General features: G+C 66.1%; 21 protein-coding genes and 1 tRNA gene. 8 read left to right on the plus strand and 14 right to left on the minus strand.

The window, feature by feature from the left end:
• Positions 1-12: 12 nt before the first annotated feature.
• Entirely contained in the window at positions 13-2,598 is a 2,586-nt protein-coding gene (gene ptsP / locus AB4851_RS18290; protein ID WP_414450953.1) for a phosphoenolpyruvate--protein phosphotransferase, read from the plus strand.
• A gap of 84 nt (positions 2,599-2,682) precedes the next feature.
• Positions 2,683-4,491, plus strand: coding sequence for an N-acetylglucosamine-specific PTS transporter subunit IIBC (gene nagE, locus AB4851_RS18295; protein WP_414450954.1), 1,809 nt, complete (start codon positions 2,683-2,685; stop codon positions 4,489-4,491).
• A gap of 110 nt (positions 4,492-4,601) precedes the next feature.
• Here the strand turns inward: nagE and cydX are convergent, their stop codons facing one another.
• The 5 genes from cydX to rpoH all read right to left on the minus strand — a co-directional run bounded on the left by cydX (position 4,602) and on the right by rpoH (position 9,053).
• Entirely contained in the window at positions 4,602-4,721 is a 120-nt protein-coding gene (gene cydX, locus AB4851_RS18300; RefSeq protein ID WP_414443136.1) for a cytochrome bd-I oxidase subunit CydX, read from the minus strand.
• A gap of 28 nt (positions 4,722-4,749) precedes the next feature.
• Positions 4,750-5,886 carry a cytochrome d ubiquinol oxidase subunit II gene (gene cydB, locus AB4851_RS18305; protein WP_414450955.1) on the minus strand — a complete coding sequence of 379 codons (1,137 nt, stop codon included), beginning with the start codon at positions 5,884-5,886 and terminating at the stop codon, positions 4,750-4,752.
• A 37-nt stretch (positions 5,887-5,923) separates the two neighbouring features.
• A complete protein-coding gene (locus AB4851_RS18310) occupies positions 5,924-7,498 on the minus strand; it encodes a cytochrome ubiquinol oxidase subunit I (RefSeq protein ID WP_414450956.1) in 1,575 nt (524 codons plus the stop codon).
• On the minus strand, positions 7,488-7,757 hold the full coding sequence (cydP, locus tag AB4851_RS18315; protein WP_414450957.1) for a cytochrome oxidase putative small subunit CydP: 270 nt from the start codon (positions 7,755-7,757) through the stop codon (positions 7,488-7,490). The genes AB4851_RS18310 and cydP overlap by 11 nt, the downstream gene beginning before the upstream one ends.
• A gap of 360 nt (positions 7,758-8,117) precedes the next feature.
• Entirely contained in the window at positions 8,118-9,053 is a 936-nt protein-coding gene (rpoH, locus tag AB4851_RS18320) for an RNA polymerase sigma factor RpoH (RefSeq protein ID WP_414450958.1), read from the minus strand.
• A gap of 365 nt (positions 9,054-9,418) precedes the next feature.
• Between rpoH and AB4851_RS18325 the strand changes: the two genes are divergently transcribed.
• Together AB4851_RS18325 and AB4851_RS18330 are read left to right on the plus strand one after the other, a co-directional pair.
• Positions 9,419-9,991: an acyloxyacyl hydrolase gene (locus AB4851_RS18325; protein ID WP_414443131.1), complete on the plus strand. Its 573-nt coding sequence runs from the start codon at positions 9,419-9,421 to the stop codon at positions 9,989-9,991.
• Between the two features lie 39 nt (positions 9,992-10,030).
• A complete protein-coding gene (locus AB4851_RS18330; RefSeq protein ID WP_414443130.1) occupies positions 10,031-10,417 on the plus strand; it encodes a nuclear transport factor 2 family protein in 387 nt (128 codons plus the stop codon).
• A gap of 188 nt (positions 10,418-10,605) precedes the next feature.
• Here AB4851_RS18330 and leuA read toward each other — a convergent pair whose 3' ends face one another.
• Together leuA and ybiB are read right to left on the minus strand one after the other, a co-directional pair.
• A complete protein-coding gene (leuA, locus tag AB4851_RS18335; RefSeq protein WP_414450959.1) occupies positions 10,606-12,258 on the minus strand; it encodes a 2-isopropylmalate synthase in 1,653 nt (550 codons plus the stop codon).
• A 475-nt stretch (positions 12,259-12,733) separates the two neighbouring features.
• A complete protein-coding gene (gene ybiB / locus AB4851_RS18340; RefSeq protein ID WP_414450960.1) occupies positions 12,734-13,714 on the minus strand; it encodes a DNA-binding protein YbiB in 981 nt (326 codons plus the stop codon).
• A 174-nt stretch (positions 13,715-13,888) separates the two neighbouring features.
• Here ybiB and maiA point away from each other — a divergent pair, with 174 nt between their 5' ends.
• Positions 13,889-14,533, plus strand: coding sequence for a maleylacetoacetate isomerase (gene maiA, locus AB4851_RS18345; RefSeq protein WP_414450961.1), 645 nt, complete (start codon positions 13,889-13,891; stop codon positions 14,531-14,533).
• 62 nt (positions 14,534-14,595) lie between these two features.
• Here maiA and ftsY read toward each other — a convergent pair whose 3' ends face one another.
• Positions 14,596-15,804, minus strand: a complete 1,209-nt coding sequence (gene ftsY / locus AB4851_RS18350; RefSeq protein ID WP_414450962.1) for a signal recognition particle-docking protein FtsY — start codon at positions 15,802-15,804, stop codon at positions 14,596-14,598.
• Between the two features lie 178 nt (positions 15,805-15,982).
• Here ftsY and rsmD point away from each other — a divergent pair, with 178 nt between their 5' ends.
• From rsmD to AB4851_RS18365, 3 genes are all read left to right on the plus strand, one after another.
• Entirely contained in the window at positions 15,983-16,597 is a 615-nt protein-coding gene (rsmD, locus tag AB4851_RS18355; RefSeq protein WP_414450963.1) for a 16S rRNA (guanine(966)-N(2))-methyltransferase RsmD, read from the plus strand.
• A gap of 111 nt (positions 16,598-16,708) precedes the next feature.
• Positions 16,709-17,209, plus strand: a complete 501-nt coding sequence (coaD, locus tag AB4851_RS18360; RefSeq protein WP_414443124.1) for a pantetheine-phosphate adenylyltransferase — start codon at positions 16,709-16,711, stop codon at positions 17,207-17,209.
• A 65-nt stretch (positions 17,210-17,274) separates the two neighbouring features.
• Positions 17,275-17,544, plus strand: a complete 270-nt coding sequence (locus AB4851_RS18365; protein ID WP_414443123.1) for a YfhL family 4Fe-4S dicluster ferredoxin — start codon at positions 17,275-17,277, stop codon at positions 17,542-17,544.
• A gap of 138 nt (positions 17,545-17,682) precedes the next feature.
• Here the strand turns inward: AB4851_RS18365 and hisC are convergent, their stop codons facing one another.
• The 6 genes from hisC to ispE all read right to left on the minus strand — a co-directional run bounded on the left by hisC (position 17,683) and on the right by ispE (position 22,335).
• Positions 17,683-18,750 carry a histidinol-phosphate transaminase gene (gene hisC / locus AB4851_RS18370; RefSeq protein ID WP_414450964.1) on the minus strand — a complete coding sequence of 356 codons (1,068 nt, stop codon included), beginning with the start codon at positions 18,748-18,750 and terminating at the stop codon, positions 17,683-17,685.
• Positions 18,751-18,833: 83 nt separating this feature from the next.
• A complete protein-coding gene (gene pth / locus AB4851_RS18375) occupies positions 18,834-19,439 on the minus strand; it encodes an aminoacyl-tRNA hydrolase (protein WP_414443121.1) in 606 nt (201 codons plus the stop codon).
• Between the two features lie 86 nt (positions 19,440-19,525).
• Complete coding sequence (locus AB4851_RS18380) at positions 19,526-20,140, minus strand: 50S ribosomal protein L25/general stress protein Ctc (protein WP_414443120.1); 615 nt, start codon at positions 20,138-20,140, stop codon at positions 19,526-19,528.
• 185 nt (positions 20,141-20,325) lie between these two features.
• Positions 20,326-21,282 carry a ribose-phosphate pyrophosphokinase gene (locus AB4851_RS18385; RefSeq protein ID WP_414451885.1) on the minus strand — a complete coding sequence of 319 codons (957 nt, stop codon included), beginning with the start codon at positions 21,280-21,282 and terminating at the stop codon, positions 20,326-20,328.
• A 45-nt stretch (positions 21,283-21,327) separates the two neighbouring features.
• Positions 21,328-21,404 (minus strand) — tRNA-Gln (locus AB4851_RS18390).
• Between the two features lie 52 nt (positions 21,405-21,456).
• Positions 21,457-22,335, minus strand: coding sequence for a 4-(cytidine 5'-diphospho)-2-C-methyl-D-erythritol kinase (ispE, locus tag AB4851_RS18395; RefSeq protein WP_414450965.1), 879 nt, complete (start codon positions 22,333-22,335; stop codon positions 21,457-21,459).
• Between the last annotated feature and the right edge of the window lie 16 nt (positions 22,336-22,351).

Here is a 22,351-nt window from a genome sequence, read left to right on the forward strand (position 1 = left end):
GCGAGACGAACGATGAGACGTGCCGAGGAATCCCAGTTGAAAAAGCCATCCCCTGACCAGTTCGTGTTGTTGTCGCCGCTGACCGGGCCGGTCGTGCCGCTTGCCGATGTGCCGGACCCGGTGTTCTCGGGCGGCATGTTCGGCGACGGGATCGGCATCGATCCGCTCGACGGCCGGCTCGTCGCGCCGTGCGAGGGCATCGTCACGCATCTCGCGCGCACCGGGCACGCGGTCACCATCACCACCGTCGAGGGCGCGGAAGTGCTGCTGCATATCGGCATCGACACGGTCGAGCTGAGTGGGCGCGGCTTCACGCCGAAGGTCGAAGCGGGCGCGCGCGTGCGGGCCGGCGACCTGCTGGTCGAGTTCGATCAGGATGTCGTGGCGCAGGCCGCGCCGAGCCTCGTCTCGGTGATCGCCGTGGCGAACTCCGAGGCGTTCGAGATCGTCGAGCGCGCGGGACGCGGCGTGGTCAAGGCCGGCGAGACGCCGCTCCTGACCTTGCGCGCGAAGTCGACCGAAGTGGCGGCGGCCGCGCGCGACGTGGCCGATGCGATGGAAGCACGCCGCCAGATCACGCTCGCGCATGCGGGCGGCCTGCATGCACGGCCGGCGGCGCGGGCGCGCGAAGCGGCGCGCGGGCTCGATGCGCGCGTGCATGTGCATTTCGGCGAGCGCCGGGCCGCGATCGAAAGCGTGGTCGGCCTGCTCGCGCTCGGCGCGGGCGAGGGCGCCGTGATCGAACTGGTGGGCATCGGCTCGCAGGCGGCGCAGGCCGTCGACGCGATCGCCGAGGAACTGCTGCGCGCCGCGCACGGCGAGGTCGAGGCGCGCCCGGCGCGTCAGGCCTTTCCGGCGCCGAAGATGGCCGCGCGCGCGCCCGGCACGCCGCTCGATCCGAATACGCTGGCCGGCGTGTGCGCCGGGCCCGGTATCGCCGTCGGCCAACTGGTGCGCTGGGACGAAGCCGACCTGACGCCGCCCGAGCGGGCGAGCGGCACGCCGGCCGCCGAAAGCCGCCTGCTCGACAGCGCGCTCGCGGCCATCGACGCCGAACTCGAGCACACGGTGCGCAGCGCCTCGCAGCGCGGCGCGGTGGGCGAGGCGGGCATCTTCGCGGTGCATCGCGTGCTGCTGGAGGACCCGGCGCTGATCGACGCCGCCCGCGACCAGATCAGCCTCGGCAAGAGCGCGGGCTTCGCCTGGCGCGAAACGATCCGCGCGCAGATCGCCGTGCTCGGCGGTCTCGACGATCCGCTGCTGGCCGAACGCGCCACCGACCTGCGCGACATCGAGAAGCGCGTGCTGCGCGCGCTCGGCCTGACCGCCGGCACGGCCGCGCGCGAATTGCCCGACGAGGCCGTGCTGGCCGCCGAGGAATTCACGCCATCCGATCTGTCCTCGCTCGATCGCCAGCGCGTGACCGCGCTCGTGATGGCGCGCGGCGGCGCGACCTCGCACGCGGCGATCATCGCGCGCCAGCTCGGCATTCCCGCGCTGGTCGCCGTGGGCGACGCGCTGTTCGCGATTCCCGATCGCACCCAGGTGGTGGTCGACGCCACCGCCGGCCGCCTCGAATATGCGCCCACCGCGCTCGACGTTGAGCGCGCCCGCCTCGAACGCCAGCGCCTGGCCGGCGTGCGCGAGGTGAACCGCCGCCAGTCGGGCGAGGCCGCGAGCACGACCGATGCGCGTCATATCGAGGTGGCCGCCAACATCGCCACGCTCGACGACGCGAAAACGGCCGTCGAGAACGGTGCCGACGCGATCGGCCTGCTGCGCACCGAGCTGATGTTCATCCACCGTCAGACGGCTCCGACCACCGACGAGCATCGCGACAGCTACCAGTCGATCGTCGACGCGTTGCAGGGCCGCACGGCGATCATCCGCACGCTCGATGTCGGCGCGGACAAGGACGTCGATTACCTGACGCTGCCGCCCGAGCCGAACCCGGCGCTCGGCCTGCGCGGCATCCGGCTCGCCCAGGTGCGCCCCGATCTGCTCGACGACCAGTTGCGCGGCCTGCTCGCCGTGCAGCCGCTCGGTGCGGTGCGCATCCTGCTGCCGATGGTGACCGACGCCGTCGAGCTGGTGCGGATTCGCGAGCGCATCGATGGTTTCGCGCGCGCCATGGGCCGCACCGATCCGATCGAGGTGGGCGTGATGATCGAGGTGCCGTCGGCCGCGCTGCTGGCCGACCAGCTCGCGCAGCACGCGGATTTCCTGTCGATCGGCACCAACGACCTGACCCAGTACACGCTGGCGATGGACCGCTGCCAGGCCGATCTGGCCGCGCTCGCCGACGGCTTGCATCCGGCCGTGCTGCGGCTCGTCGATGCGACGGTGCGCGGCGCCGAGAAGCACGGCAAGTGGGTGGGCGTGTGCGGCGCGCTCGGCGGCGACCCGGCCGCGGTGCCGATCCTCGTCGGCCTCGGCGTGACCGAGCTGTCGGTCGATCCGGTCTCGGTGCCGAGCATCAAGGCGCGCGTGCGCGGCCTCGACTACGCGCTGTGCCGCCAGCGCGCCCAGGATCTGTTGTCGCTCGACTCCGCGCAGGCGGTACGGGCGGCCAGTCGCGAAATCTGGCCTCAGGATTGACGCTTGCCGAAGCCCGATTCGCGCCGTAGTTCCCTTCGCAATACATACATCAACAACGAAAGACGAGATGATTTGGAGGTCTGAATGGACGGGAACCCGTTTCTGAAAATACAGAGCCTGGGCCGGGCGCTGATGTTGCCGATCGCGGTGCTGCCCGTAGCGGGCATCCTGCTGCGGCTCGGGCAGTCGGACGTGCTCAACATCAAGATGATCGCCGACGCCGGCGGCACGGTGTTCGACAACCTGCCGCTGTTGTTCGCGATCGGTGTGGCGGTGGGCTTTGCGCGGGACAACAACGGCGTGGCGGCGCTCGCGGGCGCGATCGGTTACCTGATCGAAACCGCGATCATGAAGGACATCGACCCGAAGCTGAACATGGGCGTGCTGTCGGGCATCATCGCCGGCGTGGTGGCGGGGCTGCTCTACAACCGCTACAAGGACATCAAGCTGCCCGATTACCTCGCGTTCTTCGGGGGCAAGCGCTTCGTGCCGATTGTCACGGGGCTGGCCTGCGTGGTGCTCGGGATCGTGTTCGGCTATATCTGGGGGCCGATCCAGAACGTGATCGACGCCGCCGGCCACTGGCTGACCACGGCCGGCGCGATCGGCGCGTTCGTCTACGGCTTCCTGAACCGGCTGCTGCTGGTCACGGGCCTGCACCACATCATCAATTCGCTGGCCTGGTTCGTGTTCGGCAGCTTCACGCCGCCGGGCGGCGGCGCGGCGGTGACGGGCGACTTGCACCGCTTCTTCGCCGGCGATCCGACCGCGGGCGGCTTCATGGCGGGCTTCTTCCCGATCATGATGTTCGGCCTGCCGGCTGCCTGCCTGGCGATGTTCCATGAAGCGCCGAAGGAGCGCCGCGCGATGGTGGGCGGCCTGCTGTTCTCGATGGCGCTGACCTCGTTCCTGACGGGCGTGACCGAGCCGATCGAATTCAGCTTCATGTTCCTCGCGCCGGTGTTGTACGTGATCCACGCGCTGCTGACGGGCCTGTCGCTCGCGATCTGCCAGTTGCTCGGCGTGAAGCTCGGCTTCACGTTCTCGGCCGGTGCGATCGACTACGTGCTGAACTACGGGCTGTCGACGAAGGGCTGGATTGCGATTCCGCTCGGCGTGGCCTACGCGGTGGCGTACTACGGGCTGTTCCGCTTCTTCATCCGCAAGTTCAACATGGCGACGCCGGGCCGCGAGCCGGCCACGGCCGATGTGCCGGTGGTGGGCGTGCCGGCTGCGGCAGGCGGGGCAACGGGCGGTGTTGCACCGGCTGGCGCGGCGCTTGCGCCGAGCTCGGCGCCGCGTGCGGTGCGCTATATCGCGGCGCTTGGCGGGGCAGCCAATTTGTCGGTCGTCGATGCCTGCACGACGCGCCTGCGTCTGTCGGTGGTCGATCCCGAGCAGGTGTCGGAAGCCGGCCTGAAGTCGATCGGCGCGCGCGGCGTGCTCAAGCGTGGCGGCAGCAGCGTGCAGGTGATCATCGGGCCGGAAGCGGACCTGATCGCCGACGAGATCCGCACCGCGATCGCCAATGCAACGGGAGGCGGCGCGGCCGCGGCCGTTGCGCCGACGCCGGCCGTGGTGGCGGCGCCCGCAGCGGCGGCGCCGGCCAGCGAGCCCGGCCCGCTCGACCCCGATCCGATGCGCTGGCTGGCCGTGTTCGGCGGCGCGACCAACGTGCTGTCGCTCGAAACGGTGGCCGCGACGCGGCTGCGCGTGGTGGTGCGCGACCCGTCGGCCGTCGATCGCGAGCGTCTGTCGAGCGTCGACGTGGCCTGGGTGTCCACCGATACGTTCCACATCGTCTGTGGTACGGCCGCCTCGCGCTACGCGCAGCAACTGTCGACGCGTCTGCCGTCGCAAGGCACCGGCGGCCCTGCGGTGCAGCCGGCCTGAGCGCTTTTTGGCAGCGTGTCATGACAGAAGGCGCCCTCGGGCGCCTTCTGCGTTTTCACGGCCGCACATCGTTCAAGCGATGCGCGGTCGGCGAGTGAGAGGCACTGCGATCAGCGATCGCCGCCCTTCTCATGCGCCTCGTGGGCTTCGTGCGATTCGAGCCACATCGCATTGATCACGCCGAACGACAGCGCGACGCCGATGCCGAGGATCCAGGTGAAATACCACATGTCGTATCTCCGGTAGAGAGCGTTTCGGTCAGTACATCGAATGGTTGTTGTCTTTGATCACCTGCGTCGTGATCTTGCCGCGCAGCACGCGATAGACCCAGCTCGTGTAAAGCAGGATCAGCGGCAGGAACACGATCACGGCCCCCAGCATCACGCCGAGCGTCAGGTGGCTCGAGGTCGAATCCCAGACGGTCAGGCTGCTGCGCGGATCGAGCGAGGACGGCATGATGAACGGGAACATCGAGAAGCCGGCCGTCAGGATCACGCCGATGATCAGCAGGCTGGTGGACATGAACGCCGTTTTCTCGAAGCGCGAGCACGCGAGCACGGCCGCCAGCACGCCGCCGAGGAACGCGATGGCCGGTGCGGCCGTCATCCACGGGTAGGTGTGATAGTTGGCGAGCCAGAGGCCATGGCCGGCCGCGACTTGCTTGAGCAGCGGGTTGGCCACGGTATCGAACGGCGCGGCCTGGGTGATCTGATAGCCGCCGATCGAGGTGCAGATCAGCGCGCCGGCCAGCGCGAACAACACGATCGCGACGATGGCCGCGATGCGCAGCGCCCGTGCTGCACGGCGCGCGATGATGCCGTCGGTCTTCATGCGGATGAACGCTGCGCCGTGCGCGACCAGCATCGTCAGCGACACCAGCCCGCACAGCAGCGCGAACGGGTTCAGCAGCGCCCAGAAGCTGCCCGTGTAGGTCACGCGCAGGTCGCTGTCGAACGAGAACGGCACGCCTTGCAGCAGGTTGCCGAACGCCACGCCGAACACCAGCGCCGGCACGAAGCCGCCGATGAACAGGCCCCAGTCCCAGCCCGCGCGCCAGCGCGGATCGCTGCGCTTGCTGCGGTAATCGAAGCCGACCGGCCGGAAGAACAGCGCGAACAGCACCAGCAGCATCGCGAAGTAGAAGCCCGAGAACGACGCGGCATATACCATCGGCCAGGCCGCGAACATCGCACCGCCGGCCGTGATCAGCCATGTCTGATTGCCTTCCCAGGTTGCGCCGACGGTGTTGATGACGATGCGGCGCTCGTCGTCGGTCTTGCCGAGGAACGGCAGCAGTGCAGTGGCGCCCATGTCGAAGCCGTCGGTGAGGGCGAAGCCGATCAGCAGCGTGCCGATCAGCACCCACCAGATCACCTTCAGAGTTGCGTAATCCATGACGATTCCTTGTTCGGTTTCGGTGAGAGGGCGCGCATCAGGCGGCCGGGGCCGTGTGCTGCTGCTCGTGGTGGTAACGGCCGGTGTGCAGCGACGACGGGCCGAGGCGCGCGTACTTGAACATCAACGTGATCTCGATCACGAACAACGCCGTGTAGAACAGGACGAAACCGGCGATGCTCAGGTAGAGGTCGGTGGGCGTCAGGCTCGATGAGGACAGATGCGTCGGCAGGATGCCGGCGATGGTCCACGGCTGGCGCCCGACTTCGGCCACCACCCAGCCGAACTCCGCGGCCAGCCACGGCAGCGGAATCGCCCAGACGGCCCAGCGCAGGAACCAGCGGCGCTGCGGCTTCAGCAGCTCGCGCCGCGCGCAGAACCAGAACGCCAGCACGAAGGTGACGAGCATCATCACGCCGAGCAGCACCATCAGCCGGAACGAGAAGAACACCGGCGCGACGGGCGGGATGGTTTTCTTCGCCGCCTCGGCGATCTGCTGCGGCGTGGCATCCGTGACGTTGTTCGTGAACTGCTTGAGCATCAGCCCGTAGCCGAGGTAGGTTTTGTGTGCGTCGAAGCTGGCGCGCGTGGCCTCGCTGGTGTCGCCGGCCTTCAGCTTCTGCAGGGCCGCGTAGGCGATCATGCCGCTGCGGATGTGGTCCTCGCTGCGCTTGATCAGATCATTGAGGCCCACTACCGGTTCGTCGATCGAGCGCGTGGCCATCAGCCCGAGCACATAGGGAATGCGGATCGCGTAATCGGTGCGCTGCTCCTGTTGGTTCGGAATCCCGAACAACGTGAGTGCGGCCGGCGCCTGGGTCGTTTCCCATTCCGATTCGATCGCGGCCAGCTTGACCTGCTGCACTTCACCGGTGGTATAGCCCGATTCGTCGCCGAGCACGATCACGCACAGCGTGGAAGCCAGCCCGAAGCCGGCGGCCACCGCGAACGAGCGCAACGCGAAGGCCGTGTCGCGGCGGCGCAGCAGATACCACGCGGACACGCCCAGCACGAACATCGACGCCGTGACATAACCGGCCGACACCGTATGCACGAACTTGACCTGCGCGACCGGATTGAACAGCACGTCGGCCAGGCTCGACAGCTCCATGCGCATGGTCTGATAGTTGAACTGCGCGCCGACCGGGTTGTTCATCCAGCCGTTCGCGACGAGGATCCACAGCGCCGACAGGTTCGAGCCGACCGCCACGAGGAACGTGACCATCAGGTGCTTGACCTTCGACAGCTTGTTCCAGCCGAAGAAGAACAGCCCGACGAACGTGGATTCGAGGAAGAAGGCCATCATCCCTTCGACCGCGAGCGGCACGCCGAAGATGTCGCCGACGTAGTGCGAGTAGTACGACCAGTTCGTGCCGAACTGGAATTCGAGCGTGATGCCGGTGGTCACGCCCATCGCGAAATTGATGCCGAACAGCTTGCCCCAGAACTGCGTCATGTCCTTGTAGACCTGCTTGCCCGTCATGACGTAGACGGTTTCCATGATCACGAGCAGCCAGGACATGCCGAGCGTGAGTGGAACGAACAGGAAATGGTAGAGCGCTGTGATGCCGAACTGCAGTCGCGACAGATCGACGACTTCGCTACTGATCATGGTGGTCTCCCTTGGAGGAATCAGGGGTGGTGGGCCCAAGCAGGCGGGCGGCGACGACGGCCGGCGGCAATTGCATGTGATCCGCCTGCGGGTGATTGAAGAAGGCGTACTTGAGCGCCATCAGAAGAACCAGCTTGATGGCCAGCACGGCCGACAGGTCGCGCACGAGCGTCGGCCCCTTGGCCCAGGCGACGAGGCGTGTGCGTAGCGTGCGCGGGGCATCGCGCGGTGTGGGCTTGGGAGTGAGAAGCAGCGACATGATCGGTTGAGCAGCGCCCTGGATAGGCCGGTTGGGTATCGTTCGTCGCGCCGTTTGGCGCACGCGGAAGGACATTAAAATTTTAAAATTGTGCGCTGCGATAATTGCAATTCAACCTGCGGCGGACGGTCGCGAAATGGCGATTTGTATTTGATGTGTCGCAAAGCTTGCTCTGAATCGCGAATCCGATTTGGAACAATCCTACGGAATGCCGAATATTTCTAGTTATAGGATGGCACCCGACGAGTGTCAGGAAAAATGGAGCGGGGGTGGTAGCGCTGTTGTGCAGCCCAAAACAAAAAACCCGCTGTCTTGCGACAGCGGGCTCGATCAAACGAGGCCGGGCAGCTTGCCTGGGCGTTACGCGTATTCGGCGAGTGCGGCGCGCATTTTCTTCATTGCGCTGGCTTCGATCTGGCGGATGCGTTCGGCCGACACGCCGAACTCGGCGGCGAGATCGTGCAGCGTCGAGCCGCCCGAACCGTCGTCGTCGACATGAAGCCAGCGCGCCTCGATGATGCGGCGGCTGCGCGCGTCGAGCGATTCGAGTGCTTCCGAGATGCCGTCCGTCTGCAGGCGGTCGCGCTGGCGCGCGGCGATCACGGCCGTCGGTTCGTTATGCGAATCGGCCAGATAGGCGATCGGGGCGAACGATTCCTCGCCGTCGTCCACCTGCCCTTCGAGCGCGATGTCGCCGCCCGACAGCCGCGTTTCCATCTCGGCCACTTCTTCGCGCTTGACGTTCAACTCTTGCGCGAGGCCTTCGATTTCCTCGGGCGTCATCGCCTGCAAGCCCTTCTTGTGGCTGCGCAGGTTGAAGAACAGCTTGCGTTGCGCCTTGGTCGTGGCGACCTTCACCATGCGCCAGTTGCGCAGGATGTACTCGTGGATCTCGGCCTTGATCCAGTGGATCGCGTACGAAACGAGGCGGACGTTCTGAGTCGGATCGAAGCGCTTCACGGCCTTCATCAGGCCGATGTTGCCTTCCTGGATCAGGTCGCCGTGCGGCAGCCCGTAGCCCAGGTAGTTGCGCGCGATCGACACGACTAGCCGCAGGTGCGACAGCACCAGCCGGCGAGCCGATTCGAGGTTGTTCTGGTCACGGAATTCCGTGGCGTATTGACGCTCTTCTTCAAGCGTCAGCATCGGAATCCGGTTGGCCGCCTGGATATAGGCGTCGATATTGCCGAGTTGGCCCGGCAGCATCGATTGGGACGCGAGCGCCAGCGAGCCTGCCGATGAGGCTTTCGCAGGCGCCGAGCCAAAAATATTCGGAAGGGTCAGAGCGTTGCTCACTTAAACTCCTTTGGAATCAGGGACATTCCCCGTTACTAGGCGATTCCACCAAGCTCATCTTAGCACTCTCGCCAAGTGAGTGCTAAACACTTAGAGGCGACAGGGCCATTCGAGTTCCGGGATGTCTATCAAAAAATGTATATTGATAGTACACCGTTCCTGTCAGGGTTGCTGCTGATTCAAATTGACGATGATTCGTGAATCTTTTGGGATGTAATTTTGATTCTTGTTATTTTTGAAGAAAATTATTTCGAAAGACGATGCCGATAAGAAATCCCCTTTAACCTAAGATGCACTTCGTTTTTTGAGTCGGCGGCGTGATGCGTGGCCGATGCTCCATTCAACCCCGGAATCTGGAGTGGCGAATGCAGAACAAGAAGAACAGTCCCGGAACGGGACGATGGCTGCCAAGCGTGGCGCTGGCAGTCGTACTGGCGGGTGGTTCGACCTCGGCCATGGCCGACCGCTGGGGTGTCCAACTGGGAGGCGGCATCGCCGATCACGACATGAAGAAGGTCGATCTCGGCGTGGTGTGGGACCCGGGCTGGTCGTGGTGGCAGGTCGGCGATTGGCACTTCACCTTCGTGGCCGAAGGCCATGTGTCCTATTGGCATTACGGCGGCGATCACACCGTGCACGGCAACATCGGCGAATTCGGCTTCACGCCGGTGGTTCGCTTCATCAAACGCACCGGCTACGTGCGGCCGTTCATCGAGGGCGGCGTGGGCGTGCGGCTGCTGACTCACCCGACGATTGCCACCGATTACACGATGTCGTCGGCGTTCCAGTTCGCCGACATGGTGGGCGTCGGTGCGCAGTTCGGCTCCCGTCAGCAATACCTGGCAGGCTTCCGTTTCCAGCACGAATCAAACGCCAGTATCAAAGAACCGAATCCTGGTATAAATTTCAGCCAAATCTACTTGCAGTACAACTTCTGAGTGGCATGCGCCACGGGCGCGAGGCCGGGGAGTGCGGCGATGGTGGAGCAGCAGATGGAGGCGATCCGGACGCTCGAGCGCGACCGGTTTCGAGCGATGGTCGACGGCGACGGCGAGGCGCTCGACGTCCTGCTGTCGGACAACGTCTATTACGTGCACACCAACGGCAAGCGCGAGTCGAAACAGCAGTTCATCGACGCGATCCTGGCCGGACGCCGCCGCTATCGCCAGATCGAGGTGCAGTCGCAGGAGGTGATGCCGGTGGGCGGCGACGCGTTCGTCGTGACCGGGCGGGTGATCGTGGAACTCGAGGCGAACAACGGCGGGATCGTGTTCCCGATCGCCTACACCTCGCTGCAGGCCCGGGAAAGCGGCCAATGGCGCTTGCTCGCCTGGCACGCAACGCGCTGCGCAACCGAAACCTAGATCCCGCCGTTCGCGGGTGAAGCGGATGCTCGTCGCATCCCTGCGGTTTCATCGAGGCGGCCTGTCGGGCCGCCTTTCCGTTCCTGCCTGCCGAGGATCGCCCGGCCTGCATGTCGGTTGCGCATTGCGTGCCGACCGTGTGCGGCCGGTCGGCCTGCCGTATTCGGGGCGCGATTCGGCCCGTGAAATCAGGCCGCGGCGCGGTGATCCGAGCAGTGCCAGTCGGAGCGGTTGATCGCGCTGGCCACCGCGTCGATCGCCGCGACCACCGGCTCCTCGTGTGCGCCTACGCCGTAGCGCATGGCGGCATCGCCCATCTTGATGCCGACGAACATGGCCGTGCGCCCGTCGGCCGCGCGCACCGTCTCGACCGAAGCCACTTCGATCTCGGCGCCCGCCGCGCCGGCGAAGGCGGCCGCGGCATGGGCCACCACCGCTTCGGCCGTCGCGTCGCTCGCGATCGGGCCGCCGGCCGCAATCTCGTGCCGCTCCCAGCTCATCGTGCCGCCGACGCGCGCGGCCGGCCCGGTGGTTTCGAAATATTCGCGATGGAACAGCGCGCAGATCGCGTCGCCGGTCACTTCCTCGCCGGACTGGTCGGCCACCGTCTGCACGGCGTGGCTGAATTCGATCTGCACGCGGCGCGGCGGCGTGAAGCCCATGCCGCGTTCGAGCAGGTACGTGGCGCCGCCCTTGCCGGACTGGCTGTTGACGCGGATCACGGCGTCGTAGCTGCGGCCGAGATCGGCCGGATCGATCGGCAAGTACGGCACTTCCCAGATTGCGTCGGGCTGCTGCTGCGCGAAGCCCTTGCGGATCGCGTCCTGGTGCGAGCCCGAGAAGGCCGTGAACACGAGGTCGCCGGCATACGGATGGCGCGGATGCACCGGCAACTGGTTGCAGCGCTCGACCACGCGGCGCACCGCATCGATGTCGGAGAAGTCGAGGCCCGGGTCGATGCCCTGCGTGTAGAGGTTCATCGCGAGCGTGACGAGGTCGACGTTGCCGGTGCGCTCGCCGTTGCCGAACAGGCAGCCTTCGATGCGATCCGCGCCGGCCAGCAAGGCCAATTCGGCGGCGGCAACGGCCGTGCCGCGGTCGTTGTGCGGATGCACCGACAACACGATGCTGTCGCGGTAGCCGAGGTTGCGGTCCATCCATTCGATCTGGTCGGCGAACACGTTCGGCGTGGCTGCCTCGACGGTGGCCGGGAGGTTCACGATCATCTTGTGATCGCGCGTCGGCCGCCACGTTTGCGCGACGGCGTCGCACACTTCGCGCACGAAGGTCAGCTCGGTCATGCTGAAGGTTTCGGGGGAATACTGGTAGGTCCAGTGCGTGCCGGGGCGGGCCTGCGCCTGTTCCTTGATCATGCGCGTGCCGTTCACGGCGAGCGCCTTGACGTCGTCCTTCGACAAGCCGAACACGATCTTGCGGAACGACGGGGAGGTGGCGTTGTAGAGGTGGACGATCGCGCGCTGCACGCCGTCGAGCGCCTCGAACGTGCGAACGATCAGATCCTCGCGAGACTGCACCAGCACCTCGATCGTCACGTCGTCCGGAATCCGCTTCTCGTCGATGAGCTTGCGCACGAAGTCGTAATCCGTCTGCGAAGCCGACGGGAACCCCACTTCGATCTCCTTGAACCCGATCGCCACCAGCATCTCGAAGAATTCGAGTTTCTGTTCGATGCTCATCGGCTCGATCAGCGACTGGTTGCCGTCGCGGAGATCGGTGCTCATCCAGATCGGCGCACGTTCGATCGTGCGGCTCGGCCACTTGCGGCCGTTCAGGCGGACGGGTTCGAACGGGCGGTATTTGTCTGCGGGATTGCGCTTCATCTTGGCCTCAAGGCGATTCAGTCGCGAGCGAAGAGGGGCGGCAACGGATTCGGTGACGCTGCCTGCGCACGGGTACGCAAGGTCGCGTGACGGTGCGGCGGATCTTCGCGGCCATTCGACGGATGGACGAACGACGGCTGACGACTACAGGGTTAGGTACGGCGAGAAGGTGCTGCGAGAACTGCTCAGGGGGGACCGTGCGGGATGCACGGCGCTACGACAGCTTTACGCTAGTCGTAGCGATAGCGACCGCGCTAGGCGGCCGGAAGTAATTCGGAGGGGGTTCGGAAAGCAACGCATGGCGACAACTGTATTCGAAGTCGTTTCGCGTTGTCAATCGGTGGCGTGGCGGCAGGTTGTCGCGAATCGGTCGAATAGCCGTGCGATTCGGGCGGCCAGGCGGCCGATGCGGCTCGGCGGCGGTCGGGCCCGAGCGGGCCGGACCGCCAGCGCACCGGCCGCAGCCGGGCAACCGTTAGCCGGCGATGCGAGCGACGCGCAGGATCGTGCCGATTTGCCGCGCGAGTGCGTCCGGCACCGGAGTCTCGCCGTTCAGCACGGTGCGCGTCCAGGCCGCGGTGGTCGCCGCGTCCTTCGATTCGGGCAGATCGACGGCCGGGGCATCGGGCGACGAGCGTTCCGGTTCGATCAGCGTGTCGCATACCCCGTCGTGCAGCCAGTCGACCTGTACCTGGCGGCGCGTATCGGCCACCGCCTCGCCTTCGGTGCCGCGCGCCAGCAGCGCGCCGCCCGCGGCCGCGTCGGGGTGCTCGCGGAACAACTGCGCGAGGCTGTCGCGATACGGCGGGTGCGTGTAGTTGACGAGCCGCAGCCCGAGCGGCGCGAACGGCTGCAACAGCTTGACCAGCGTGTGCGTGGAATTGCGTACGCCGAGCACGCGGCGCAGATCAAGCAGGCGGGCGAGCTTCGGCGCGAGCGCCTCGAGCGGCATGAAGGCGGTGCGGCGTTCGGCCAGATCGCGCTCGGCCTCGGCCGGCGTGGCGGCGGCCGGCATCGCCAGTTCGGCGAAGATTTCGGCGCTCGTCACGCGGCCCGGATCGACGCTCACGCCGTGCACCAGCACCGGCACGCCTTCGCGCGCCAGCAGCAGCGCGAGCAGCGGTACCAGGTTCGGCTGCTTGCGCGCGCCGTTGTAGCTCGGAATCGACACCGGCCGGAAGGCGCCCGACTGCACGGCGAGCGGCGCGAACGACGCGTGTGCGGCGGCCAGCATCGCGGCCAGTTCCTCGGCCGATTCGCCCTTGAGCCGGTACGCGATCAGCACCGCGCCGAGTTCGACGTCCGACACGCGGCCGTCGAGCATCGCCTGGTAGAGGGCGAACGTGTCGTCGGTCGACAGCGCGCGGGCGCCGTGCGGGCCGCGGCCGATCTCCTTGATGAAGCGGGCGCACGGAAACGGTTCGGTCGGAGCGGAATGGGGGCGGACGTCGGTCATCGAGGCTTGGCGGCTGGGGGCGGCGCGTCGCGGCATTGGCGCGCGCCGGCCCGGGTAGGCGGGAAGCCCACTGAATACCGCATTTGCGGCATTCTGGCAAACGCGCGGCGGCGGCTTGCACGGCGGCGGCGCCGCGCCGGCACAATGACGGATCGCATCCGGGAGGAGCAACCGATGAAGCTGTACAGCTATTTCCGCAGTTCCGCGTCGTATCGCGTGCGCATCGCGCTGCACCTGAAGGGGCTGCCGTTCGACTATCGCCCCGTGCACATGCTGCGCGGCGGTGGCGAGCAGTTGCAGGACGCCTACCGCGCGCTCAATCCCGATGCGCTGGTGCCCACGCTGGTCGACGGCGACACGACGCTGCAGCAGTCGCTCGCGATCATCGAATATCTCGACGAGACGGTGCCCGAGCCGCCGCTGCTGCCGCGCACGCCGGCCGACCGCGCGCATGTGCGGGCGATCGCCTTGCAGATCGCCTGCGAGATCCATCCGCTCGACAACCTGCGCGTGCTGCGCTACCTGAAGCGCACGCTCGGGGTGCCCGACGACGCGAAGAACGCGTGGTATCGCCACTGGATCGAGCAGGGCTTCACGGCGCTGGAAGCGCGGCTGGCCGGCGATCCGCGCACCGGCAAGCTGTCGTATGGCGATACGCCGACGCTGGCCGATCTATGCCTGATCCCGCAGATCTACAACGCGCAGCGCTTCGAGGTCGATCTGGCGCCGTATCCGACGCTCGTGCGCATCCACGCGCACGCGATGACGCTCGACGCGTTCCGGGCGGCCGCGCCCGACGTGCAACCGGACGCCGAGTAACGCGTAAACGGCCACGAGGACGCCGTGGCGTCCTCGTGGGGGCACAACCTGCCGGCGTGGAATCAGCCGAGCAGCGCGTCCGCGAATTCCTCGGCGCTGAACGGTTGCAGGTCCTCCACCTTCTCGCCGACGCCGATGAAGTACACCGGCACCGGCCGCTGGCGCGCGATCGCGGCCAGGATGCCGCCCTTCGCGGTGCCGTCGAGCTTGGTGACGATCAGGCCCGTCAGGCCGAGTGCGTCGTCGAAGGCCTTGACCTGTGCGAGCGCGTTCTGGCCCGTGTTTGCGTCGATCACGAGCAGCACCTCGTGCGGTGCGTCGGCCTGCGCCTTGCCGACCACGCGCTTGACCTTGCGCAGCTCTTCCATCAGATGCAACTGCGTGGGCAGGCGGCCGGCCGTATCGGCCATCACCACGTCGATCTTGCGCGCGCGGGCGGCGCCCACCGCATCGAAGATCACCGCGGCCGGATCGCCGCTTTCCTGCTGCACTACCGTGACGTTGTTGCGCTCGCCCCAGATCGCGAGCTGTTCGCGCGCGGCGGCGCGGAACGTGTCGCCGGCGGCCAGCAGCACCGATTGATCGAAGCTCTGCAGATGCTTGGCCAGCTTGCCGATGCTGGTGGTCTTGCCCGCGCCGTTGACGCCCGCGATCATCATCACGAGCGGTTGCGCGCGACCGAGCATCAGCGATTTCTCGAGCGGCTGGAGCAATTCGACGAGCAGCGTGCGCAGCGCCGTCTTGACCTGCTGCGGATCGGTCAGGCGCTGCGCCTTGACGCGCTCGCGCAGCGCGCCGAGCAGGTATTCGGTGGCGTCCACGCCAGCGTCGGACATCAGCAGCGCGGTTTCGAGTTCTTCGTAGAGGTCTTCGTCGATCTTGGTGCTGACGAACACGTTCGTCAGGTTCGAGCTCGTCTTGGACAGGCCCGAGCGCAACCGCGCGATCCACGATTTCTTGGCGGCCGGTTCGGGCGCGGGCGGCGGGACGATTTCGACGGCGGTGCTGTCTGCTCGCGGTGCGGGGGCCGTAGGCGTGCTCGCCACGGGCGGCGCGACTTGCGGCGCCGGGGCCACGGGGGCGGCCGGCTGGGCCGTGACAGGCGCCAGAGCGGCCGGCATGGCGGGCGTGGCCGGTGTCGCACCAGCACGGGGCTCGGCAGGCCGCGGCGTGTCCGGCGCGGCCTCGGCGCCGGTCTGCTCGTCGGCCGGCGCGTCTTGTGACGCGTCGTCGGCCTTCGAGCCGATCAATCGTTTGAAGAAGCTGAACATGGTCTGCTGGCTTGGGGGGAAGGGGAGCGGGGAGGCCCGGCCTCGGCCGGTGGCTCGAAACGCGTGATTTTATCAGGCGCGCCGCGCGGGCAGCGGCGAGGCGCGCGGCCGGCTGTGGTAACGTGCGCCTGTTCCGGGCCAGCGGCCCGCCCCGATTACCCGTTTCAGCCGGTTTCGTATGCCCCGTCCGTCCTCCGCCCGCCCGTCCTCCAGCGCCAATCGCGGCAAGCCGCACGCGGTCCGCATCATTGGTGGAGAGTGGAAACGCACGCCGTTGCCGGTGCTCGATCTCGACGGCCTGCGCCCGACGCCCGACCGCGTGCGCGAAACGCTGTTCAACTGGCTTGGCCAGGACATGGACGGCCGCCGCTGCCTCGACCTGTTCGCCGGCACCGGCGCGCTCGGCTTCGAGGCTGCCTCGCGCGGCGCGGCCAGCGTGGTCATGGTCGAGCGCAATTCGCGCGCGGCCGAGCAACTGCGCGCGACCCGCGAGAAGCTGGCGGCGCGCGCGGTGGAAGTGGCCGAAGCCGACGCGCTGCGCCTCGCGGCCGGCCTCACGCCGGGCGCGTTCGACGTGGTGTTCCTCGATCCGCCGTTCGACGATGCCGCGCTGTTCGAACGCGCGCTCGCGCTCGCCGTCAAGCTCGTCGCTCCCGGTGGTCATCTCTACGTCGAAGCGGGCGAGCCGCTCGATCCGGCCGGGCACGAAGCGCTGGCGGGCTGGCGGGTCGAGCGCGACGGCAAGGCCGGCGCCGTCCACTATCATTTGCTGCAACGCGAAAATGATGAATAATGCGCGTTCCAAACGAGGCGCCGCGCGGGTTCCGCGACGTGTGCCCAGGATGGCGGCGGCGCGAGATCGCTATTGCTGCGGCCCCTATTGAAAGTTCACAGGAGGAGCGACATGGTAGTCGCCGTGTACCCGGGTACGTTCGATCCGCTGACGCGCGGGCACGAGGATCTCGTGCGGCGCGCATCGAGCATTTTTGATACGCTGGTCGTCGGCGTGGCCGACAGCCGGGCGAAAAAGCCGTTTTTCTCGCTCGAAGAGCGCCTGAAGATCGCGAACGAAGTGCTCGGGCATTATCCGAACGTGAAGGTGATGGGATTTACCGGGCTGCTCAAGGATTTCGTGCGTACCAACAATGCGCGCGTGATCGTCAGGGGCCTGCGCGCCGTGTCCGATTTCGAGTACGAGTTCCAGATGGCCGGCATGAACCGCTATCTGTTGCCCGATGTCGAAACCATGTTCATGACGCCGTCCGACCAATACCAGTTCATCTCGGGCACGATCGTGCGCGAGATCGCGCAACTGGGCGGCGACGTCAGCAAGTTCGTATTCCCGTCGGTCGAGAAATGGCTGACGGAAAAAGTGGCCGCAATGGGCCAGGGGCCGGCGGCCTGACGCGAGAGCGTCGTTGCCGGCCCAGCAGCATGTGCCGGCACGATGCCGGCGGAAGCGAGACCAGTATGGCTTTGATGATTACCGACGAGTGCATCAATTGCGACGTGTGCGAGCCCGAGTGCCCGAACGGCGCGATTTCGATGGGTCCGGACATCTACGTGATCGATCCGGGCAAGTGCACCGAATGTGTCGGCCACTTCGACGAACCGCAGTGCCAGCAGGTCTGCCCTGTCGAGTGCATTCCGCGCGATCCGCAGCACGCGGAAACGCAGGATCAGTTGATGGTGAAATACCATGCGCTGACCGCCGCCACGGGCGAGAACGGCGCATCCTGACGTGAAGCCGGCCGATGCCGGCTTCACGCTCTTCTCCGATACTTTCCAGACGATTCGAACGCAGCGAAACGGGCGCACAGGCGCCCGCTGTGCCAGTGCGTGGATAACCCCCGCGCTGTGCCCGCTTGAGCCTCGTATTCAGCCGATCAGTTCGCGCAACGCGGCGACCAGCGTCTCGCATTCCGCGTCGGTACCGACCGTGATGCGCAGATATTGATCGATGCGCGGCAGCCGGAAGTGGCGCACGAAGATCTCGCGCGTCTTCAGCGCGGCGGCGAGCTGGCCCGCGTCGTGGCCCGCGTGGCGCGCGAACACGAAGTTCGCCGCCGACGGCACGATCTCGAAGCCGAGGCTCGTCAGCGCGGCCGTCAGTCGCGTGCGGCTGTCGATCACGCGCGCGCAGGTCGCATCGAAGTACTCGCGATCCTCGTATGCCGCCTGCGCCGCCACCTGGGCGAGCCGGTCGAGCGGATAGGAGTTGAAGCTGTCCTTGACGCGATTGAGCGCCTCGATCAGCGCCGCATCGCCGAACGCGAAGCCCACGCGCATGCCGGCGAGCGAGCGAGCCTTCGATGCCGTATGCACCACGAGCAGGTTCGGATGGCGCGCGATCAGCGAGATCGCCGATTCGGCGCCGAAATCGACATAGGCTTCGTCCACCACCACCACGGCGTCGGGGTTGCCGGCAACGATCCGCTCGACGTCGGCCAGCGGCAACGCGCGGCCGGTCGGGGCGTTCGGGTTCGGGAACAGCACGCCGCCGTTGCCGCCGAGGTAATCCTCGACGCGGATCGAGAAATCGTCGGCCAGCGGCACGGCTTCGTACTCGACGCCGTACAGGCGTGCGTAGGTCGGATAGAAGCTGTAGGTGATGTCCGGGAAACGGATCGGGCGGTCGTGCTGGAGCAGGGCCTGGAACGTATGCGCGAGCACCTCGTCGGAGCCGTTGCCGACGAACACCTGATCGGGCGTCAGCCCGTGATGCGCGGCGACGGCTTCGCGCAGATTGCGCGCGAGCGGATCGGGGTAGCGGCGCAGCGATTCGCCGTCGGCACCCAGTTCGCGCGCGATCGCGGCGACGGCGCGCGGCGACGGCGGATACGGGTTCTCGTTGGTGTTCAGCTTGACGGGGTTCGCCAGCGCCGGCTGTTCGCCCGGCACGTAGGGCACGAGCTGCTGAACGATATTGCTCCAATAACGGCTCACCACGGACTCCTCACTGAAAACGTGCAGCTTAACGCACGCCGCGCGCCTCGGGCGCACCGGCGTGACCGGACTTGCGAGTGGGTTCAGGCGCTGTTGCGATGCAGTTGCATCACGGCGCGCTCGGTTTCGCCCTTGGCGAAGATCGACATCACGGCGAGCGCGCGCTCCATCGATGCATCGATGACGTCCTGTTCTTCGCGGCGCGGCGGCTTCAGCACGAAGTTCGCCACGTCGGGCTTGGCGCCGGCACGGGCGCCCTCGGGAATCAGGTCGCGCGGATGGCCGATGCCGATCCGCAGCCGCCAGTATTGCTGCGAGGACAGGTGCGCGGAAATATCCTTCAGGCCGTTGTGGCCGCCGCTGCCGCCGCCGAGCTTGAATTTCACCGAACCGGGCGGCAGATCGAGTTCGTCGTGCGCGACGAGGATCTCGTCGGGCAGGATCTTGAAGAATTGCGCGACCGCCACGACCGACTGGCCGGAGCGGTTCATGTAGGTCTGCGGCTCGAGCAGGTGGATTTCCTCGCCGTAGAGCCGGGCCTTGGCGTAATGGCCGTGGAAGCGCCGTTCGTCGCGCAGCGTGGCGCCGGCTTCGCGCGCGAGTTGATCGACGAGCCAGAAGCCCGCGTTGTGGCGCGTCGCCGTGTATTCGGCGCCCGGATTGCCGAGGCCGACGATCAGTTTGATCATGATGTGTGAGCCGCAAAAATGAAAAAACCCGCCGGGCAGGCCGCGGCGGGTTGCTTCTACCGTTACGAAACGGTGCGAAAGCGGGCTTAGGCAGCCGGCGTTTCGCCTTCGCCAGCAGCGGCTTCGTCCGACACGACAGCAGCCGGGATCGTCGCGGTTGCGACCACCGGGTTTTCTGCGTCGAGGTGAGCGACCAGCGCCACGCCGTTCGGCAGGGCGATGTCCTTCGCGTGGATCGATTGGCCGGCTTCCAGCTTCGACAGATCGACTTCGACGAATTCCGGCAGGGCCGACGGCAGGCACTCGATGTCCAGTTCAGCGATGACGTGCGAGATGACCGCGCTCGACAGCTTCACTGCCGGGCTGGTTTCTGCGTTCAGGAAGTGGACCGGCACCTTCGTGTGCAGCTTCTTCTTCGCGTCGACGCGTTGGAAATCGACGTGCAGAACGAGCTGGCGGAACGGGTGGTATTGCACGTCGCGCAGCAGGACGCTTTCCGTCTTGCCTGCCACTTCGAGCTCGAGGATCGAAGCGTGGAACGTTTCCTTCTTCAGGGCGTGCCACAGGGCGTTGTGATCGAGTTCGATCATTTGGGGGGCTGCTTCACCGCCGTACACGATACCCGTGGTCTTGCCGGTGTTACGCAGGCGGCGGCTCGCACCCGTACCTTGCAGAGTACGCTCGAAAGCGACAACTTTCATGTGATTCTCCATTGCTGCCCGCGACCAGGCAGTTTGAACAGGCCTTGCGGCCCAAAGACGCGGCCCGGGTTTCGTCCTACCGGGCCGATTGTGCAAAAAGCGAAGCGCGGACGCTTCGCTTTTTGCGAACTACCGAATTCGTGCGGATCGCCGCCGGGGCAGGCCCGACGCGATCCGAGCCTGGATCAGGACTCGGCGAACAGCGACATCACCGAATCGCCGCGGCGGATGCGCGCGAAGGTTTCGGCGAGCAGATCGGCGCTCGACAGGGCGCGGATCTTCTTGCTGCCGAGCGATTCCGCGCTCAACGGGATGGTGTCGGTCACGACGAGTTCGTCGAGTTCCGACGCATCGATACGCGCTGCCGCGCCACCCGACAGCACCGGGTGCGTGGCGTAGGCGAACACGCGCTTCGCGCCGCGTTCCTTCAGCACTTGCGCTGCCTTGCAGAGCGTGCCGGCCGTATCGACCATGTCGTCCATGATCACGCAGGTGCGGCCGTCGACTTCACCGATGATGTTCATCACTTCGGCGATGTTCGCCTTCGGACGACGCTTGTCGATGATCGCGAGATCGCAGTTCAGTTGCTTGGCCAGTGCGCGGGCACGGACCACGCCGCCGACGTCCGGCGATACCACCAGCAGATCCGGGTGATTCTGCTTGTGCAGGTCGCCCAACAGGATCGGCGTGGCGTAAATATTGTCGACCGGAATGTCGAAGAAGCCCTGGATCTGGTCGGCGTGCAGATCCATCGTGATGATCCGCTCGACGCCGGCGATTTCCAGCATGTTCGCGACGATCTTCGCCGAGATCGCGACGCGCGCCGAACGCGGGCGGCGATCTTGACGCGCATAACCGAAGTAGGGGATGGCAGCGGTGATCCGGCCGGCGGATGCGCGCTTGAGCGCATCGACCATGATCATCAGTTCCATCAGGTTATCGTTCGTCGGCGCGCAGGTGGATTGCAGGACGAAGATGTCCTTGCCGCGCACGTTTTCCTGGATTTCGACCTGGATTTCACCGTCGGAAAAACGGCTGACCATGGCCTTGCCAAGAGGGATACCGAGTTTGTCGACGACTTTCTGCGCAAGCGCGGGGTTCGCGTTGCCAGTGAAAACCATCAGGCCGTCATGGCTGCTCATCATGAACCTGCTTCGGGCTGGGGGCGGGAATAACTGAGGAAAACTTGGCAGGGGAGGAAGGACTCGAACCCTCGCATGCCGGAATCAAAATCCGGTGCCTTGACCAACTTGGCGACTCCCCTACACTCAACTATGAGCTTCACCGGAAGTGTAGGACATCCGATGCAGCAAAACTTATGACGCGAAAGCAAAGAGTGGATGTTCACCCAAACTTCCGGTAACTGCGCTGTTCCAGTCAGCGGGTAGCGAGGCTTGTGCTGCTTTCGCCTGCTCCTTGCTGCCGAACGCCGCGAAGACACTGGCTCCAGAGCCGGTCATCCGCGAAGGGGTCAAATCATACAACGCTTTGACCACCTTTGCAACTTCCGCGTACTTCTTTGTCACAACTGCCTGCATGTCGTTTTGGCCGAAGCTATCTGGCCAACCCTTGCTGGTTTGCTGTGCAAGAAAGTCCGTAATTGTGATGGGTTTCGAATCTCTTGTCAACGACTCATCTGAAAATATTTCAGCGGTCGGTACATGAGCGCGAGGCGTCACAACCAGAAACCAGCGAGGCGGCAATTCTACCTGCTCCAGCGCCTCGCCGATACCCTCCGCGAACGCATTTTTCCCAAATACGAAGAACGGCACGTCGGCACCGAGCTTGACCGCCAGCGCCTGCAGTTCGGCGCGCGGCAGATCGAGTTGCCAGAGGCGATTCAGCGCGAGCAGCGTGGTAGCCGCGTCCGAACTGCCGCCGCCGAGGCCGGCGCCCATCGGCAGCACCTTGTCGATTTCGATGTCGACGCCGAGCGACGTGCCCGCATGCGCTTGCAGCAGGCGCGCGGCGCGCACCACGAGGTCGTTCGCCTCGGGCACGCCATCGACCTCGGTGACGCGATGGACTACGCCATCCTCGCGCAGCGTGTAGTGCAGCGTGTCGCCCCAATCGAGCAACTGGAACACGGTTTGCAGCGCGTGATAGCCGTCCGGGCGGCGGCCGGTGATGTGCAGGAACAGGTTCAGCTTCGCCGGGGCGAGGCAGTCGCGCAGGGCGCGGGGAGTATCGGTCATGCTGGCGGGACTTCTT

The sequence above is a fragment of the Burkholderia sp. 22PA0099 genome, assembly GCF_047497165.1.
Lineage (GTDB): Bacteria > Pseudomonadota > Gammaproteobacteria > Burkholderiales > Burkholderiaceae > Burkholderia.

Bases quoted from the DNA above. Each gene is read 5' to 3' on its own strand.
- cydX (WP_414443136.1), bottom strand. From the start codon at position 4,721: ATGTGGTATTTCACCTGGATCCTCGGCATCGGCGTCGCGCTGTCGTTC.
- AB4851_RS18365 (WP_414443123.1), top strand. From the start codon at position 17,275: ATGGCTTTGATGATTACCGACGAGTGCATCAATTGCGACGTGTGCGAG.
- AB4851_RS18330 (WP_414443130.1), top strand. From the start codon at position 10,031: ATGGTGGAGCAGCAGATGGAGGCGATCCGGACGCTCGAGCGCGACCGG.
- coaD (WP_414443124.1), top strand. From the start codon at position 16,709: ATGGTAGTCGCCGTGTACCCGGGTACGTTCGATCCGCTGACGCGCGGG.
- ybiB (WP_414450960.1), bottom strand. From the start codon at position 13,714: ATGACCGACGTCCGCCCCCATTCCGCTCCGACCGAACCGTTTCCGTGC.
- ispE (WP_414450965.1), bottom strand. From the start codon at position 22,335: ATGACCGATACTCCCCGCGCCCTGCGCGACTGCCTCGCCCCGGCGAAG.
- cydB (WP_414450955.1), bottom strand. From the start codon at position 5,886: ATGGATTACGCAACTCTGAAGGTGATCTGGTGGGTGCTGATCGGCACG.
- rsmD (WP_414450963.1), top strand. From the start codon at position 15,983: ATGCCCCGTCCGTCCTCCGCCCGCCCGTCCTCCAGCGCCAATCGCGGC.
- nagE (WP_414450954.1), top strand. From the start codon at position 2,683: ATGGACGGGAACCCGTTTCTGAAAATACAGAGCCTGGGCCGGGCGCTG.
- AB4851_RS18310 (WP_414450956.1), bottom strand. From the start codon at position 7,498: ATGATCAGTAGCGAAGTCGTCGATCTGTCGCGACTGCAGTTCGGCATC.
- AB4851_RS18380 (WP_414443120.1), bottom strand. From the start codon at position 20,140: ATGAAAGTTGTCGCTTTCGAGCGTACTCTGCAAGGTACGGGTGCGAGC.
- AB4851_RS18325 (WP_414443131.1), top strand. From the start codon at position 9,419: ATGCAGAACAAGAAGAACAGTCCCGGAACGGGACGATGGCTGCCAAGC.
- pth (WP_414443121.1), bottom strand. From the start codon at position 19,439: ATGATCAAACTGATCGTCGGCCTCGGCAATCCGGGCGCCGAATACACG.
- maiA (WP_414450961.1), top strand. From the start codon at position 13,889: ATGAAGCTGTACAGCTATTTCCGCAGTTCCGCGTCGTATCGCGTGCGC.
- ftsY (WP_414450962.1), bottom strand. From the start codon at position 15,804: ATGTTCAGCTTCTTCAAACGATTGATCGGCTCGAAGGCCGACGACGCG.
- AB4851_RS18385 (WP_414451885.1), bottom strand. From the start codon at position 21,282: ATGAGCAGCCATGACGGCCTGATGGTTTTCACTGGCAACGCGAACCCC.
- cydP (WP_414450957.1), bottom strand. From the start codon at position 7,757: ATGTCGCTGCTTCTCACTCCCAAGCCCACACCGCGCGATGCCCCGCGC.
- ptsP (WP_414450953.1), top strand. From the start codon at position 13: ATGAGACGTGCCGAGGAATCCCAGTTGAAAAAGCCATCCCCTGACCAG.
- leuA (WP_414450959.1), bottom strand. From the start codon at position 12,258: ATGAAGCGCAATCCCGCAGACAAATACCGCCCGTTCGAACCCGTCCGC.